The organism is Streptomyces sp. NPDC030165, from assembly GCF_055573595.1.
Window position 1 is genome coordinate 150,287 of sequence record NZ_JBVIBD010000005.1, and the last position, 18,547, is coordinate 168,833.

At 73.2% G+C, this 18,547-nt stretch carries 5 protein-coding genes; all 5 read left to right on the forward strand.

Going from position 1 to position 18,547, the window contains the following annotated elements; translation table 11 throughout:
* The first annotated feature begins 184 nt into the window (after positions 1-184).
* The 5 genes from ACZ4Z1_RS11810 to sbnB all read left to right on the forward strand — a co-directional run bounded on the left by ACZ4Z1_RS11810 (position 185) and on the right by sbnB (position 18,534).
* The gene (locus ACZ4Z1_RS11810; protein WP_468486421.1) at positions 185-13,426 is read left to right on the forward strand and encodes an amino acid adenylation domain-containing protein; all 13,242 of its coding nucleotides are present in this window, start codon (positions 185-187) and stop codon (positions 13,424-13,426) included.
* Positions 13,427-13,542: 116 nt separating this feature from the next.
* Positions 13,543-13,761, forward strand: coding sequence for an MbtH family protein (locus ACZ4Z1_RS11815; protein ID WP_468486422.1), 219 nt, complete (start codon positions 13,543-13,545; stop codon positions 13,759-13,761).
* Between the two features lie 88 nt (positions 13,762-13,849).
* On the forward strand, positions 13,850-16,372 hold the full coding sequence (locus tag ACZ4Z1_RS11820; RefSeq protein WP_468486423.1) for a non-ribosomal peptide synthetase: 2,523 nt from the start codon (positions 13,850-13,852) through the stop codon (positions 16,370-16,372).
* A complete protein-coding gene (locus ACZ4Z1_RS11825; protein ID WP_468486424.1) occupies positions 16,369-17,409 on the forward strand; it encodes a TauD/TfdA family dioxygenase in 1,041 nt (346 codons plus the stop codon). Before ACZ4Z1_RS11820 ends, ACZ4Z1_RS11825 begins: the two co-directional genes overlap by 4 nt.
* 36 nt (positions 17,410-17,445) lie before the next feature.
* Positions 17,446-18,534 carry a 2,3-diaminopropionate biosynthesis protein SbnB gene (gene sbnB / locus ACZ4Z1_RS11830; protein ID WP_468486425.1) on the forward strand — a complete coding sequence of 363 codons (1,089 nt, stop codon included), beginning with the start codon at positions 17,446-17,448 and terminating at the stop codon, positions 18,532-18,534.
* The last annotated feature ends 13 nt before the right edge of the window (positions 18,535-18,547 follow it).

An 18,547-nucleotide genomic window follows, 5' to 3' on the forward strand; every position in this document is an offset into this window, starting at 1 on the left:
GCGCGCTGCCCGGCCGTCCGGACACCCGACCCTGCACGGACCACCGGGCGGCGGGCCGTCCGGCCGTGCCGTCCGCGTGCGGGTCCCCGCCCCGCAGACCACCGATCGACCCTGCCCTCCGCCGGCCGTGCCGCCGTGCCCGACCGCCGAACGCACTTGAACCGCCAGGAAAGCGAGCGAGAAGTTGGACGCCACGCCATCGTCGACACCGGAACCGACCGCCCCCGGAGCGGCCGGCGGGCCGGCCGGGTCGCGCGAGGAGACGCTGTGCGCGCTCTTCGCCGAGGTGCTGGGCGTGCCGCAGGTCGGCCCGCACGACGACTTCTTCGTGCTCGGCGGCCACTCGCTGTCCGCGATCCGGCTGCTGGTCCGCATCCGCGGTGTACTGGGCGCCGAACCCCCGATCAAGGACGTGTTCGAGCACCCGACGCCCGCCGCGCTGGCCCGGCGCCTCGGCGCGGAGGCCGGCGAGGGTGACCAGCGGGCCGCACTGACCCCGATGGCACGCCCCGAGCGGCTGCCCCTGTCGTTCGCGCAGCGCCGGCTGTGGTTCCTGCACAAGCTGGAGGGGCCGTCGGCGACGTACAACATGCCGCTGACGCTGCGGCTGAAGGGCAAGGTCGACGCGGAGGCGCTGCGTGCGGCGCTGCGGGACGTGACGGCCCGGCACGAGACGCTGCGTACGGTCTTCCCCGAGGTGGACGGCGAGCCGCGCCAGGTCGTCCTGGAGCCCGCCGACGCCGACTTCACCTGGGAACACCGCCGGATCACGGCCGTCCAACTCCCGTCCGTGCTCGACGAGACGGCCCGGTACGGCTTCGACCTCGCCGCCGAGATTCCCGTACGCGCCTGGCTCTTCGAACTGTCCGGCGACGAGAGCGTGCTGCAACTGCTGCTGCACCACATCGCGGGCGACGGCTGGTCCCTCGCCCCCCTAGCCCGGGACGTCCTGGCGGCCTACACCGCCCGCGCGGACGGCACCGCACCCCAGTGGTCCGCCCTGCCCGTCCAGTACGCCGATTACACCCTGTGGCAGCGCGAACTGCTCGGCGACGAGAGCGACCCGGACAGCCTCGTCAGCCGTCAGGTGGACTACTGGCGCGAGCAGTTGGCCGGCCTGCCCGACCTGGTGAGCTTCCCCACCGACCGGCCGCGCCCCGCGGTGGCCTCCTACGACGGCGCCCACCTGGAATTCACCCTCGACGGCACCCTGCACCAGCGCCTCGTCGCCCTGGCCCGGGAGTCGAACACCACCGTCTTCATGGTCCTCCAGGCCGCGATGGCGGCCCTGCTGACCCGCCTCGGCGCCGGCACCGACATCCCGCTCGGCAACGGCGTCGCCGGCCGCGCCGACGAAGCCCTCGAAGACCTCGTCGGCCTCTTCGTCAACACGTTCGTGCTGCGCACGGACACCTCGGGTGACCCGAGCTTCGAGGAACTGCTCGGCCGGGTCCGCGAGACCAGCCTCGCCGCGTACGAGCACCAGGACGTGCCCTTCGAGCACCTGGTGGAACTGCTCAACCCGCACCGCTCCGGCTCCCACCACCCCCTGTTCCAGGTGGCGATGGTCCTCCAGAACACCCCGGAGGAGTCCTTCCGGCTGCCGGACCTCGACGTGCGCAGCGAGTTCGTCTCCACCGCGACCTCCCGCTTCGACATGCTCGTCGAGATGTTCGAACGGCACGAGGACGTGCACGGCACCTCGGGCATCGAGACCGTCGTCGAGTACGCCACGGAACTCTTCGACCGCGCGACGGTCGAGGGCCTGCTGGCCCGGTGGGTGCGGGTGCTGGAGCAGGTGACGGCCGACCCGTCGCTGCGCATCGGCCAGGTCGAGCTGCTGTCCGGCACCGAGCGCGAGACGCTGCTGACCGGCTGGAGCGGCACCACCGCCGAGCTGCCCGCCGCCAGCTTGGCCGAGCAGTTCGCCGCCCATGCGCGTCGCACCCCGGATGCCGTGGCCCTGGACGCGGGCGACCTGACGCTGTCGTACGGCGAGCTGGACGCGCGGGCGAACCGGCTGGCGCACTGGCTGGTCGGTGAGGGTGTGGGTCCGGAGAAGCTGGTGGGGGTGATGCTGCCGCGGTCGGTGGAGATGGTGGTGGCGGTTCTCGCCGTGCACAAGGCGGGTGGCGCGTACGTACCGGTCGACCCCGAGTACCCGCGGGAGCGGCGGGAGTTCATCCTGGGCGACGCGGCGCCGGTGCTGGTGCTGGACGAGGCGGCGCTGCGGCAGGATCTGTCCGGGTTCCCGGACACTGACCCGGGTGTGGACGTTGCGCCGGAGCATCCCGCGTACGTGATCTACACATCTGGTTCGACCGGCCGCCCCAAGGGTGTCGTGGTCCCGCACGCGGGCACGGCCAGCTTGGCGTACGCGCAGGTCCAGCGGCTGGGGGTGGCGGCGGGCAGCCGGGTTCTTCAGTTCGCTTCGCCGAGCTTCGATGCGGCGTGGTGGGAGCTGGTGATGGCCTTCTGGTCGGGGGCCACGTTGGTGGTGCCGGAGGAGGGCCGGCTGGTCGGTGAGGCGTTGCAGGAGGTGCTGGTCGGGCAGCGGGTGACGCATGTGACGCTGCCGCCGTCGGTGCTGGGTGCGTTGCCGTCGGGTGCCGAGGGCCGGTTGCCGGAGTTGCGGGCGGTGGCGTTGGCGGGTGAGGCGGTTCCGCCGGAGTTGATCGCCCGGTGGGCGGTGGACGGCCGGGAGGTCGTGAACGCGTACGGTCCGACGGAGTCGACGGTCTGCGTCTCGATGAGCGGGGCCACGGACGCCACGGTCGCGCCGATCGGCCACCCCGTCGCCAACACGCGTGCGTATGTGCTGGATGCGGAGCTGCGGCCGGTGCCGGTGGGTGTGGTCGGTGAGCTGTATGTGTCGGGTGCGGGGCTGGCGCGTGGTTATGCGGGCCGGGCCGGGCTGACGGCGGAGCGGTTCGTGGCCTCGCCGTTCGAGGCGGGTGTGCGGATGTACCGCACCGGTGATCTGGCGCGGTGGCGCAGTGATGGTCAGCTGGAGTACCTGGGCCGGGCCGACGAGCAGGTCAAGGTCCGCGGTTTCCGTATCGAGCCGGGTGAGATCGAGTCCGCGCTGACGGCCTCCGAGGGTGTGCGGCAGGCCGTGGTCATCGCGCGTGAGGACGCGCCGGGCGATCAGCGGCTGGCCGCGTACGTGGTGCCGGACCTCGACGCGGCGATGCGTGCCGGTACGGAGGCCGACCCGGACGCGCAGGTGGAGGAGTGGCGCGAGATTTATGACTCGGTGTACTCCGAGACGGGCACCAAGGGCATTGGCTTCGGTGAGGACTTCTCCGGCTGGGACAGCTCCTATACGGGTGAGCCGATTCCGCTGAGCGAGATGCGTGCCTGGCGGGACGCGGTCGTGGAGCGGGTGCGGGGCTTCGGCGGCCGCCGGGTGCTGGAGATCGGTGTGGGTGCCGGTCTGCTGATGGCGCACCTCGCCAAGGACGTGGACGAGTACTGGGGGACGGACCTGTCGGCCGCCGTGATCGAGCGGTTGTCGGCGCAGGTGGCCGAGGCGGGGCTGGGCGATCGTGTACGGCTGCGCAGTCAGGCGGCCGACGACGTGGACGGCCTGCCCTCCGGCTACTTCGACACCGTACTGATCAACTCCGTGGTGCAGTACTTCCCCGACGGGGAGTACCTGGCGAAGGTCGTGGGCCAGGCGCTGGGGCTGCTGGCTCCCGGTGGTCGGCTGGTGATCGGTGACGTGCGGCATGCCGGGTCGCTGCGGGCGCTGCACGCGGCGGTGCAGTCCGGGCGTGTCGCTTCCGCGCGGACCGCGGTGGACCGGGCCGTCCTGCTGGAGAAGGAACTGGTCGTGGCGCCCGAGTTCTTCGCGGGGCTCGCGGCGGGCGACGAGCGGGTGGGTGCGCTGGACATCCGGCTCAAGCCCGGCGCGTACCACAACGAGCTGACCCGGCACCGCTACGAGGTCGTGCTGCACAAGGCTCCTGAGCGGGTCACGGACCTGTCCGAGGTGCGGCAGGTGGCCTGGAGCGCAGATCTCGATCTGGGCACGCTCCCCGAGGGTCCGCTGCGTCTCACCGGCATACCCAACGCCCGTCTGGCCGCCGAGGCGGCCATGGAACGGGCGCTGGACGGCCTGGACGCCGAGGAGTTCGAGGGCGCGGCCGTGGACCCGGAGGATCTGGTCGCGCGGGGCCGGGAACACGGTCTCCGCACCGTCCCCACCTGGTCGTCGCGGTCGGTGGCCCTCTTCGACGCGATAGTCCTTCCGGAGAACACGGAGGACACCGTCCTGTCGGGCGTCTATGTGCCCGCCGCCACCGGCGGCCCCTGGACCAACACCCCGGTCGCCGCCCGAGGCATCGGCGCCGTCGTCAAGGCGGCCCGCGCCCGCCTCGCCGAGCGCCTGCCCGAATACATGGTCCCGTCGGCAGTGATGGTCCTGGACCGGCTGCCCCTGACACCGAACGGCAAGGTGGACCGCAAGGCCCTGCCCGTACCCGAGTACGCCGCCACCGCGGACGGCCGCAAGCCCCGTACTCCGCAGGAAGAGGTCCTGTGCGGCCTGTTCGCCGAGGTGCTGGGCGTGGACCGGGTCGGCATCGACGACAGCTTCTTCGACCTCGGCGGGCACTCGCTGCTCGCCACGCGCCTGGTGAGCCGCATCCGCAGCGTCCTCGGCACGGAACTGCCGATCAAGGACGTGTTCGAGGCGCCGACCGTCGCCGAACTGGTGACACGGCTGGCGCCCGGCGGACGGACCCGTACGGCGCCGGTCCGGGTGGCACGCCCCGAGCGGGTTCCGCTGTCGTCCGCCCAGCGCCGCCTGTGGTTCCTGCACAAGCTGGAAGGCCCGTCGGCGACGTACAACATGCCGCTGGCGCTGCGCCTGACCGGCACCGTGGACGCGGAAGCGCTGCACGCGGCCCTGCGGGACGTGATCGGGCGGCACGAGTCGCTGCGTACGGTGTTCCCGGAGCGTGAGGGCGAGCCGTACCAGCTGGTGCTGGACCCGGCCGTGGCGGAATTCGCCTGGGAGCGGCGCACGGTCAGCGAGGCGGAGCTGCCGTCGGTGATGGAGGAAGCCGCACGGTACGGCTTCGACCTGGCCGGCGAGCCGCCGGTACGCGCCTGGCTCTTCGAGACCGGCCCGCAGGACAGTGTGCTGCTGCTCCTGCTGCACCACATCGCGGGTGACGGCTGGTCCATGGGCCCGCTGGCCCGCGACGTGGTCGCCGCGTACACCGCCCGTGTCCAGGACGCGGCCCCGCAGTGGCCCGAACTGCCGGTGCAGTACGCGGACTACACCCTGTGGCAGCGCGAACTCCTCGGCGACGAGGCCGACCCGGACAGCCTGTTCAGCCGCCAGGTCGCCTACTGGCGCACCCAGCTCGCCGGCCTGCCGGAGCAGGTGACGTTCCCCGCCGACCGGCCGCGCCCGGCGGTCGCCTCGTACCAGGGCTCGTACGCGGAGTTCACCATCGACGCCGCGCTGCACCAGCGGCTGGCGGACCTGTCCCGCGCCTCGGGCGCGACGGTCTTCATGGCGCTCCAGGCCGGTATGGCGGCACTGCTGACGCGGCTGGGCGCGGGCACGGACATCGCGCTGGGCAGCGGTGTGGCCGGTCGTACGGACGAGGCACTGGACGACCTGGTGGGGTTGTTCGTGAACACCTTCGTGCTGCGGACCGACACCTCCGGTGACCCGAGCTTCTCGGAACTGCTCGGCCGGGTACGGGAGTCGAGCCTTGCCGCGTACGCCCACCAGGACGTGCCGTTCGAGCATCTGGTGGAGCTGCTGAACCCGCAGCGCTCGACCGCGTACCACCCGCTCTTCCAGGTCGCCCTGGTCCTGCAGAACACCGACCAGGGGGACTTCACCCTGCCCGGCCTGCGGGCCCGGATGGAGGAGGTGGACGCGGGCACCTCGCGCTTCGACATGCTGCTCTCGCTCACCGAGCAGTACGACGCGGCAGGCAACCCGGCCGGCATCGAGACGCTGGTCGAGTACGCCACCGACCTCTTCGACCGGTCCACCGTCGAGACCGTCGTCGCCCGCTGGATCCGCCTGCTGGACCAGGCGCTGACCGCGCCGGAACGGCTGATCAGCCAGGCCGACCTGCTCACCGGTGTGGAGCACCGGCAGCTGCTGGCGGACTGGAACGACACCGCGGCCGACGTCCACCAGGGCACCCTGGTCGACCTGGTCGAAGCGCAGGTGGCGCGGTCGCCCGAGGCCACCGCTGTGCTGTCCGACGGCTCCGCGCTCACGTACGCCGAGCTGAACGCGCGGGCCAACCGGCTCGCCCGGCACCTCGTCGGACTCGGCGTGGGCCCCGAGCGGCTGGTGGCGGTCGCGCTGCCCCGCTCGGCGGAGACCGTCGTGGCCCTCCTCGGTGTCCTCAAGGCGGGCGGCGCCTACCTGCCGCTCGACCCCGACGACCCGGCCGAGCGGCTGCTGTCCACGCTCCGCGACGCCCGGCCCCAACTGGCGCTCGTCACCCGGGACAGCGGCCTGGACACGGCCGCGGCGGACGTCCCAGCCGTCGTCCTGGACGACCCGGAGACGGCCGCGGCCGTCGCGGCGCACGCCGCGGGCAACCTGGCGGACAGCGAGCGCACCATGCCGCTGACCCCCGCCGGCCCCCTGTACGTGATCTACACCTCCGGCTCCACGGGCCGCCCCAAGGGCGTCCTCGTCGAACACCGCGGCCTGGTCAACAACCTCCAGTGGATGCAGGACGCCTACCCGGTGGGCCCGGGCGACGTGCTGCTGTTCCGTACGTCGGTGCGGTTCGACTCGGTGGGCCTGGAGGTCTGGTTCCCGCTGCTGTCCGGTGCGGCGATCAGCGTGGCGCCCGCGGACGTGGTCCGCGACCCGCAGCGGCTGGTCGCCCACATAGCGGAGAACGGCGTCACCGTCGCCCAGTTCCCGCCGTCCCTCCTCGCCAACCTGCCCGAACCGCCCGCCGGGCACCGGGTCAGCCGCATCTGGTCCAGCGGCGAGGCACTGCGCCCCGGCCTGGCCGCGCGCATCAGCACGGCGTGGAACAGCGCACTGTTCAACCTGTACGGCCCCACCGAGATGACCATCCAGGTCGCCTCCGCCGTCTTCACGGGCGAGGACGCCGACGGGCACGCCGTACCGATCGGCCGGCCCATGTGGAACACCCGGGTCTTCGTCCTGGACGCGGGGCTGCGGCCGGTGCCGGTGGGTGTCGTGGGTGAGCTGTACGTGACCGGCGTCCAGGTGGCGCGCGGCTACGTACGGCGCCCCGGACTGACCGCCGAACGGTTCGTCGCCTGCCCGTTCGTACCGGGCGCGCGAATGTACCGCACCGGCGACCTGGTGCGCTGGCGCGCCGACGGGCAGCTGGAGTTCGCCGGCCGGGCCGACGAGCAGGTCAAGCTGCGCGGTTACCGCATCGAGCCGGGTGAGATCGAGTCGCTGCTGACCGCTTCGGAGGGCGTGCGGCAGGCCGTGGTCGTGGCCCGCGAGGACGCGCCGGGCGATCAGCGGCTGGCCGCGTACGTCGTACCGGACCTGGACGCGGCAGCCCGCGCCGGCGCCGGTGTGGACGCACAGGCGCAGGTGGAGGAGTGGCGCGAGATTTATGACTCGGTGTACTCCGGGTCGGGTGGCAGCGAACCGGCGGGCTTCGGTGAGGACTTCTCCGGCTGGGACAGCTCCTATACGGGTGAGCCGATTCCGCTGAGCGAGATGCGCGCGTGGCGGGACGCGGTCGTGGAGCGGGTGCGGGGCTTCGGCGGCCGCCGGGTGCTGGAGATCGGTGTGGGTGCCGGTCTGCTGATGGCGCACCTGGCCGGTGGCGTGGAGGAGTACTGGGGTACGGATCTGTCGGCCGCCGTGATCGAGCGGCTGGCGGGGCAGGTGGCCGAGGCGGGCCTGAGCGGTCGTGTACGGCTGCGCAGCCAGGCGGCGGACGACGTGGACGGGCTTCCGGCCGGTCACTTCGACACCGTACTGATCAACTCCGTCGTGCAGTACTTCCCGGACGGGGAGTACCTGGCACGCGTGGTCGGCCAGGCGCTGGACCTGCTCGCGTCCGGCGGCCGGCTGGTCATCGGCGACGTGCGGCACGCCGGTACGCTGCGCGCCCTGCGGGCCGCGGTGCAGTCCGGGCGGGGCGCCGCGGCGCGGACCGTCGTCGACCGGACCGTCCTGCTGGAGAAGGAACTGGTCGTGGCGCCCGAGTTCTTCGCGGGTCTCGCGGCGGACGACGACCGGATCGGTGCGCTGGACATCCGGCTCAAGCCCGGCGCGTACCACAACGAGCTGACCCGGCACCGCTACGAGGTCGTGCTGCACAAGGCCCCCGAGCGGGTCACGGACCTGTCCGAGGTGCGGCAGGTGGCCTGGAGCGCCGACCTCGACCTGGGCACGCTGCCCGAGGGCCCGCTGCGTCTCACCGGCATACCCAACGCCCGCCTGACCGCCGAGGCGGCGGCCGAACGCGCGCTGGACGGCCTGGACGCGCAGGTTCCCGAGGGCCCGGCCGTCGACCCGCAGGACCTGGTCGCCCGGGGCCGTGAGCACGGCCTGCGCGTGATCCCCACCTGGTCGGCGCGGTCGACGGGCCTCTTCGACGCCGTGGTCCTGCCCGGTGACACGGACGAGGCCGTCCTGTCGGGCCTGTACGTGCCCGCCACCACCGGTGGCCCCTGGACGAACAACCCGGTGGCCGCCAAGGGCATCGGCGCGGTCGTCGAAGCCGCCCGCGAGCACCTGGCGGAGCGCCTGCCCGAGTACATGGTCCCGTCGGCGGTGATGGTCCTGGACCGGCTGCCCCTGACACCGAACGGCAAGCTGGACCGCAAGGCGCTGCCCGTCCCCGAGTACGCGGCCACCCCGGGCGGCCGGGCCCCGCGCACCCCGCAGGAAGAGGTGCTGTGCGGTCTGTTCGCCGAGGTGCTGGCCGTGGGCCGGGTCGGTATCGACGACAGCTTCTTCGACCTGGGCGGCCACTCGCTGCTCACCACCCGCCTGGTCAGCCGCATCCGCAGCAGCCTGGGCGTCGAGGTGCCGATCGCCGCGGTCTTCGAGGCGCCCACCGTCGCCGGGCTGGCGGCCCGCCTCACCGGCAACGGCCGCACCCGTACGGCCCTGGTCCCGATGGCGCGCCCCGAGCGGGTGCCGCTGTCGTTCGCGCAGCGCCGCCTGTGGTTCCTGCACCAGCTGGAAGGCCGCTCGGCGACGTACAACATGCCGCTGGCGCTGCGCCTGACCGGCGACGTGGACGCGGAGGTGCTGCGGGCCGCGCTGCGGGACGTGATCGGGCGGCACGAGACGCTGCGTACGGTCTTCCCGGAGACCGACGGCGAGCCGTACCAGCGGGTACTGGCTCCGGAAGAGGCGGACTTCAGGTGGGAGAGCCGGACCGTCACCGAGGCGGAGCTGCCGGCCGCCCTCGACGCGGCGGCCACGTACGGCTTCGACCTCGCCGGTGAGGTCCCGGTACGGGCCTGGCTCTTCCGCACCGGCCCGCAGGTCGGCGTCCTGCTGCTGCTCGTCCACCACATCGCGGGCGACGGCTGGTCGATGGGCCCGATCGCGCGGGACTTCGTGACCGCGTACACCGCGCGGGCCCGCGGCGCCGTCCCGCAGTGGGCGGAGCTGCCGGTGCAGTACGCGGACTACACCCTGTGGCAGCGCGAACTCCTCGGCGACGAGAGCGACCCGGACAGCCTCTACACCCAGCAGGTCGCCTACTGGCGGCGGCAGTTGGCGGGCGTACCGGAACAGGTGACGTTCCCCGCCGACCGGCCGCGCCCGGCGGTCGCCTCGTACCGGGGCACCCACCTGGACTACGAGCTGTCCGCTGAGCTGCACCAGCGTCTGGTCGCGCTGGCCCGTCGCTCGAACGCGACCGTCTTCATGGTCCTCCAGGCCGGTATGGCGGCACTGCTGACGCGGCTGGGCGCGGGCACGGACATCGCGCTGGGCAGCGGTGTGGCCGGTCGTACGGACGAGGCACTGGACGACCTGGTGGGGTTGTTCGTGAACACCTTCGTGCTGCGGACGGACACCTCCGGTGACCCGAGCTTCGCAGAACTGCTCGGCCGGGTACGGGAGTCGAGCCTCGCCGCGTACGCCCACCAGGACGTGCCGTTCGAACACCTGGTGGAGCTGCTGAACCCGCAGCGCTCGACCGCCCACCACTCCCTCTTCCAGGTCGCCCTGGTCCTCCAGAACACCCCCCGCAGCGACTTCGAACTGCCCGGTGTGCGCGTCAGCCCGGAAGCGGTCGGCATCGGCAGGTCCCGCTTCGACATGCTGCTCAGCCTGGACGAGAGCAGCGGCGAACAGGGCGTCACCGCCACCGTCGAGTACTCGACCGACCTCTTCGACCGGTCCACGGTCGAGGGGCTGCTCGACCGCTGGGTACGGCTGCTGGAGCAGGTCACGGCCGACCCGTCGCGCCCCGTCGGCCAGGTGGAGCTGCTGTCCGGTGCCGAGCGCGTCCAGGTGGTGTCCGGATGGAACCGGACGGCCGCCGAGGTGCCCGGCACCACCCTCGCCGGGTTCGTCGCCGGGCACGCCCGCCGCACCCCGGACGCGGTGGCCCTGGAGGCAGGTGACCTGGCGCTGTCCTACCGGGAGCTGGACGCGCGGGTGAACCGGCTGGCGCACTGGCTGACCGGCCAGGGCGTGGGCCCGGAGAAGCTGGTCGGGGTGGAGCTGCCGCGGTCCGCCGACATGGTGGTGGCGGTCCTCGCCGTACTGAAGGCGGGCGGCGCGTACGTACCGGTCGACCCGGACTACCCGGAGGAGCGCCGCCGCTACATGCTCGCCGACGCCGCACCCGTCCTCGTCCTGGACGAGGCGGCCCTGCGGCAGGACCGGTCCGGCTTCCCGGACACCGACCCGGGCGTGACCGTCGCCCCGGAGAACCCGGCGTACGTGATCTACACCTCGGGCTCCACCGGCCTGCCCAAGGGCGTCGTGGTCTCCCACCGGGGCATGGCGAGCCTGGCACACACCCAGAGGGAACGCCTGGGCGTGTCCGCCGGCAGCCGGGTCCTCCAGTTCGCCTCGCCCAGCTTCGACGCCGCCGTCTGGGAGCTGGTCGTCGCCTTCGCGTCCGGTGCCACGCTGGTGGTGCCGGAGGGCGGACGTCTCGTGGGTGAACCGCTGCACGGCGTGCTCGCCGCCCGGCACATCACCCACGCCCTGATCCCGCCGTCGGTGGTCGCCACGCTGCCCACCGGCGCCAGTGCCGGGCTGCCGGACTTCGCCTGCCTGGTCGTGGGCGCCGAGGCCGCGCCGCCCGAGCTGGTGGCGCACTGGTCGGCCGGCGGCCGCAAGGTGGTCAACGCGTACGGTCCGACGGAGTCGACGGTCTGCGTCTCGATGAGCGACACGTTCAGCGGCGGCGTGGTGCCGATCGGGCGCCCGGTCACCAACACCAAGGCGTACGTGCTGGATGCCGGGCTGCGGCCGGTGCCGGTGGGGGTGACCGGTGAGCTGTACGCGTCGGGTGCGGGGCTGGCGCGTGGTTATGCGGGCCGGGCCGGGCTGACGGCGGAGCGGTTCGTGGCCTCGCCGTTCGAGGCGGGCGTGCGGATGTACCGCACCGGTGACCTGGCGCGCTGGCGTGCCGATGGTCAGCTGGAGTACCTGGGCCGGGCCGACGAGCAGGTCAAGGTCCGCGGCTTCCGTATCGAGCCGGGCGAGATCGAGTCGCTGCTGACCGCCTCCGAAGGCGTACGGCAGGCCGTCGTCCTGGCCCGCGAGGACACCCCCGGCGACCAGCGCCTCGCCGCCTACGTCGTGCCCGACCTGGCCGCCGCCGCGGCGGCGGGCGTCGTCGAGGAGGCCGCGTCCGGCATCGACGCGCAGGTGGGGGAGTGGCGGGAGATCTACGACTCGGTGTACTCCGGGCCGGGCGGCGAGACCTTCGGTTTCGGCGAGGACTTCTCCGGCTGGGACAGTTCCTACACCGGCGAGCCGATCCCGCTGGACGAGATGCGGGCCTGGCGCGACGCGATCGTACAGCGGGTACGGGCCCTCGGCGGCTCCCGCGTGCTGGAGATCGGTGTCGGATCGGGCCTGCTCATGGGGCACTTGGCCCCGCACGTGGACGCGTACTGGGGCACCGACCTGTCCGGCGCCGTCATCGAGCGGCTGACCGGCCAGGTACGGTCCGCGGGCCTCGGGGACCGGGTGCACCTGCGCTGCCAGGCCGCCGACGTGACGGACGGCCTGCCGGCCGGCACGTTCGACACCGTCCTGATCAACTCGGTGATCCAGTACTTCCCGGACGACGCGTACCTGGCGAAGGTCGTGGACCAGGCGCTGGGGCTGCTGGCTCCCGGTGGCCGGCTGGTGATCGGTGACGTGCGGCACGCCGGGTCGCTGCGGGCGCTGCACGCGGCGGTGCACGCCGGTCGTGGCGCGTCGGCGCGTGCGGTGGTCGATCGCGCGGTGCTGCTGGAGAAGGAGCTGGTCACGGCGCCGGAGTTCTTCGCGGAGCTGGCGGCGCGGGACGAGCGGGTGGGTGCGCTGGACATCCGGCTCAAGCCCGGCGCGTACCACAACGAGCTGACCCGGCACCGCTACGAGGTCGTGCTGCACAAGGCCCCCGAGCGCGTCGTTGACGTGACCGGAACGCGGCAGGTGGCCTGGAGCGCCGACCTCGACCTGAGCAGGCTCCCCGAGGGCCCGCTGCGTGTCACGGGCATCCCCAGCGCGCGGCTGGCCGCCGAGGTGGCGGCGGAACGGGCCCTGGACGGCCTGGCCGCCGAGGACTTCGGCGGGACTCCGGTCGATCCGCAGGAGCTGGTGGAACGGGGCCGGGAACTCGGCCTGCTGGTGATCCCCACCTGGTCCGCGCGGTCGGTGGCCCTGTTCGACGCGGTGATCCTCCCGGCGGAGGCGGGCGGGGAAGACGCGGCGCTGTCGGGCGTGTACGTGCCCGCCATCACCGGCGGGCCCTGGACCAACAACCCGGTGGCCGCCCGTGGCATCGGCGCGGTCGTCAAGGCGGCCCGCGCCCGCCTCGCCGAGCGCCTGCCGGAGTACATGGTGCCGTCCGCGGTGATGGTCCTGGACCGGCTGCCGCTCACCCCCAACGGCAAGCTGGACCGCAAGGCCCTCCCGGTGCCCGAGTACGCGGCCACGGCAGGCGGGCGCAAGCCCCGTACCGGGCAAGAGGCCACGTTGTGCGGCCTGTTCGCCGAGGTGCTGGGTGTCGACCGGGTCGGTATCGACGACAGCTTCTTCGACCTCGGCGGGCACTCCCTGCTCGCCACCCGCCTCGTCAGCCGCATCCGCGCCGCACTGGGCACGGAGGTCGCCATCGGTACCGTCTTCGAGGCACCGACCGTCGCGGGACTGGTCGAACGCCTGGCGGCAGCGCCGAAGAAGACGGCCAAGCGGCCCGCCCTGCGCCGGATGCCACGCCCCACCGACCGGACCTGACCGCACGGCGTACGACCCCACCACACACGACCCCACCACGCACCACCGGGCGGCGCCCCTCCCGGCGCCGCCCGGCCACCCAGAACTCGACCACCCGGAAAGAGTGAGGACCCGAGATGACCAACCCGTTCGAGAACCCGGACGCCAGCTACCTCGTGCTCGTCAACGACGAGAAGCAGCACTCCCTGTGGCCCGCCTCCATCGACGTCCCCGACGGCTGGACCGTCGCCAAGACCGCGGACACCCGGGACGCCTGCCTCGCGTACGTCGAGGAGCACTGGACGGACATGCGCCCCGCCAGCCTGGTCGAGGCCATGGCGGCCGCCGGGTCCTGACCCCCGTCCGCAGAGCGCAGCAGCCACGGGGGCGCCCGCCGCACGCGGCGCCCCCGGACACCACCCCTCCGGCGAAGGCACAGAGAACATGGGCACACCGACAGACACCGGCTCCCCCGGCGAGCCCGGAACCGTTTCCGCCATCCCGCGATGGCGCACCGGGCCACGGGCGGACGGCGGACCCGCCACCGTGTACGCGTGCCGGGTCCCCGACGGCCTGGCCCAGGCCCTCACCGGGCACGCCGGGCGGCTCGGTGTGCCGGTCGGCGCCGTCCTGCTCGCGGCGCACGCCAAGGTGCTGTCGGCGCTCACCGGCGAGACGGACGTGCTGACGGGCCGGGCCGCACCCGGCGGCGGTGGCGCCCACCGGCCGTGCCGGGTGCCGGTGGCGGACGGCGACTGGGAGCAGCTGGTCCTGGCGGCCCACCGCGCGGCGGACGACGCGGCGGGCACCGGCGACCCGGACCGGCGGTACGAGGTGCTGTGCGACCTCTCCGCGCTCGGCGACGCCGTCGGGCCGGCCGGCCCCGAGCCCAAGGACCTGGCGGACGCCGGTGCCCACCTCGTGCTGCGCGTCGCCTTCGGCGGGACGCCCGAGGACGGCCTGCACCTGCGGCTGGACGGCCGCGCCGACATCGTCGACCTGCCGTACGCGGAACGGATCGCCGGATACCACCTGGCGGCCCTGGAGCACCTGGCCGCCGATCCGCGCGCCGGCCACCACCGGCAGAGCCTGCTGTCCACGGACGAACTGGCGCACCAGATCGACGGCCTGGCGGGCCCGGAACGCTCGGTGCCCGACCGGCGCGTGCACGAACTGTTCGAGGAGCGGGTACGGCTCCACCCCGACCGGACCGCCGCCGAGCACGACGGCACCTCCTGGACGTACGACGAGCTCAACCGCCGGGCCAACCGCGTCGCCCACGCCCTGCTGCGCCGCGGCCTGGCGGCCGAGGACGTGGTGGCCGTGGTCACCGAACGCAACCTCGACTGGCTGGCCGCGACCCTCGGCGTCTTCAAGGCGGGCGGCGTCTACCTGCCCGTCGAGCCGCACTTCCCGGCCGGCCGTATCGCCGCCATGCTCACCCGCAGCGCCTGCCGCTTCGTGCTCACCGAACCCGGCGCCACCGCCGCCCTCGACGAGGCGCTGACCGGCCACGGCACCACCGCCCGCCTGCTGATCACCGAGGTGGCCGACGCGGCGGCGGACGGCGCGGACGACACCGACCCCGGCGTGCCGGTGGCCGCCGGCCGGCTCGCGTACATCTATTTCACCTCCGGCTCGACCGGCGAGCCCAAAGGCGCGATGTGCGAGCACGCGGGCCTGGTCAACCACCTCTTCGCGAAGATCGACGACCTGGAGATCGGCCCGGAGCAGGTGGTCGCGCAGACCGCGCCGCAGTGCTTCGACATCTCACTGTGGCAACTGGTCAGCGCCCTGCTCGTCGGCGGCCGTACGCGGATCGTCGGACAGCGGGACATCCTCGACGTGCGGCGCTACGTGGACAGCGTCGTCGCGGGAGACGTGGAGGTCCTCCAGGTGGTGCCCTCCTACCTGGAGGTGATGCTCACCTACCTGGAGGAGCACCCGCGGCCCCTGGGCCGGCTGCGCAGCGTCTCGGCGACCGGCGAGGCGCTGAAGAAGGAGCTGGTCGCGCGGTGGTTCGCGGCGTACCCCGGCATCAAGCTGGTCAACGCCTACGGCCTCACGGAGACCTCCGACGACACCAACCACGAGGTCATGGACCGGGTCCCGCAGCAGGAGCGGGTGCCGCTCGGCCCGGCGGTCAACAACGTCCGCGTCTACGTCGTGGACGAGTGGCTCAACCCGGTACCGCTCGGCGCGCCCGGTGAGATCGTCTTCTCCGGCGTCTGCGTCGGCCGGGGCTACATCAACGACCCCGAGCGCACCGCCGCCGCGTTCGGCACCGACCCGCACCGGCCGGGGGAGCGGCTCTACCGCTCCGGCGACATCGGCCGGTGGCTGCCGCACGGCAGCCTGGAATTCCTGGGCCGCCGGGACGCCCAGACCAAGATCCGCGGCTTCCGCATCGAGATCGGCGAGATCGAGAACCGGCTGCTGCGGGTGCCCGGTGTCCGGGACGCCGGGGTCGTGGTGCTGGAGAGCCCCGACCACGGCAAGCACCTCGCCGCCTGCTACGCCGCCGACTCGCCGCTGGACGAGGCGGACATCCGGCGGGTCCTGGGCGACGCCCTGCCCGCGTACATGGTCCCCCAGTACTTCCACCACCTCCCGGCCCTGCCGCTGACCGGGAACGGCAAGACCGACCGCAAGGCCCTGGCCCGGCACGCCGGCGAACTGGCCGCGGCCCGTACCGCGTCCGGTGCCGCTACGGACGCCACCGCACCGCGCACCGGCACCGAGCGCCGGCTGGCCCGGCTGTGGGCGGACGTGCTGCGGATACCCGTCGAGAGCATCGGCCGCGACCAGCACTTCTTCGAGTCCGGCGGCACCTCGCTGTCCGCCGTACGGCTGGGCGTGGCCATCGGGGACGCGGTGGCGCTGGAGGACATCGTCCGGCTCCCCGTCCTGTCCGAACTCGCCGCGGCCATGGATCAGAACGACCAGCAGAAGGACATCAGCGCATGACACAGCCGCCCGCCACCGAAGCCGTACCGCACCTCGCGGACGCCCCGGGCCAGGCCCTGGAGGCCGCTCTCGAACTCGCCCCCGGCAAGCCGCCGGTCCTGCACGTGGACGAAGCGGTCACGTCCGCCGACCTGGGCGACTGGGCCGCCGAGCGCGGCCCGGCGCTGGAGGCCGCACTGCTGCGCCACGGCGCCGTCCTCGTCCGCGGCCTGGGCGTACGCGACGCCACCGCGCTGGGACGGCTGGCCGAGCGGGTCACCGGCCCCACCGTGCCCGAGCGCGAGGCGTTCGCCCGCCGCCGGCCGCTCGGCGGCCCGGTCTTCTCCTCCCTGGAGTGGCCGCCGGACCAGCCCATGTGCATGCACCACGAGCTGAGCTACGCGCGGGAGTTCCCCCGGCTGCTGGCCATCGGCTGCTTCACCCCGCCCGCCACCGGCGGCGTCACCGGCCTCGCCGACGCCCGCCAGGTCCTGGCGGACCTGCCCGCGTCCGTCGTGGAGCGGTTCACCGCGGAGGGCTGGGAGCTGACCCGCTCGTACAACAGCGTGGTCGGCGTGGACTGGACCGAGGCGTTCGGCACCGAGGACCGCGCCGAGGCCGAGGCGTACTGCGCGGCCAACGGCATCACCTTCGCGTGGCAGCCGGACGGCGGCCTGCGCACCCGCCAGCGCCGCTCCGCGGTGATCAGCCACCCGCTGACCGGCGACCGGGTCTGGTTCAACCAGATCGCGTTCCTGAGCGAGTGGACGATGGAACCGGCCATCCGCGACTACCTGGTACGCCAACTCGGGCCCGACAGCCTCGCGTTCAACACCCACTACGGCGACGGCAGCCCCCTCGAACCGGAGACCGTCGCGACCGTCAACGAGGTCTACGAGGCGGCCACCCTGCGCGAGCCCTGGCAGGCCGGTGACGTGCTGCTCGTCGACAACATCCGTATGGCGCACAGCCGCGAGCCGTTCACCGGGCCGCGCGAGGTGGGCATGGTCCTCGGCACCCCGGTACCGCTCGCCGACTGCTCACCCACCCACTCCTGACCCCCGCCCCGCGGAGAAACGGAGCCACGCTCCCTCATGTCCGTCCGGATTCCCCCCTTCGCCGTCGTCCCCGGCTCGCAGGTGCACCAGGTGCTCTCCGGGCAGGAGCGGCGCGTCATCGCGCTGATCGAGGAGGCCTACCGCGTCCACGGCGAGGGCGACACGGTCAACCCGCCGTCGTACTTCCTGCGCTTCCCCGACCGGCCCTCCTCGCGCATCATCGCGCTGCCCGCCTCCATCGGCGGGCAGAGCAAGGTCGACGGGATCAAATGGATCTCCAGTTTCCCGGAGAACATCGACGCGGGCATCCCGCGCGCCTCCGCCGTCGTCGTGCTCAACGACCAGGCCACCGGCTACCCGATCGCCTGCATGGAGAGCTCCATCATCAGTGCCGCGCGCACCGCGGCCTCCGCCGCCCTCGCCGCCGACGTGCTGACGAAGGAGCGCGGCCGGCCGCGCCGCATCGGCTTCTTCGGCACCGGCTTCATCGCCCGCTACATCCACACCTACCTGCACGGCGCGGGCTGGACCTTCGACGAGGTGGGGGTGCACGACCTCGACCTGGCGCACGCGGGCGGCTTCCGCTCGTACCTGGAGCGCAGCGGTGCCACCGGGCAGGTCACCGTGCACGAGCGGGCCGAGGACCTGGTCCGCTCCAGCGACCTGGTGGTGTTCGCGACCGTCGCGGGCACCCCGCACGTCACCGACCCCGGATGGTTCGCCCACCACCCCGTCGTGCTGCACGTGTCGCTGCGCGACCTGGCGCCCGGCATCATCCTGGAGTCGGCCAACATCGTCGACGACATCGAGCACTGCCTGAAGGCCGACACCTCACCGCACCTCGCCGAACAGCGGACCGGCGGCCGGGACTTCATCGACGGCACGCTGTACGACGTGATGGCGGGCCGGGTCGGCCTGCCCGCCGACCGGACCGTGGTGTTCTCGCCGTTCGGGCTGGGCGTCCTGGACCTCGCGGTGAGCAAGTTCGTGTACGACCAGGTGGCCGCGGACGGCACCCTGAACGTCGTCGACGACTTCTTCCACGAGACCAGCCGCTACGGCGACGGCCCGGCGAAGGAGCCCGGCCCGGCGGACGGCGGCCCGTCCGGGGGCGGCCATGCGTGAGGCGGGGTGGCCG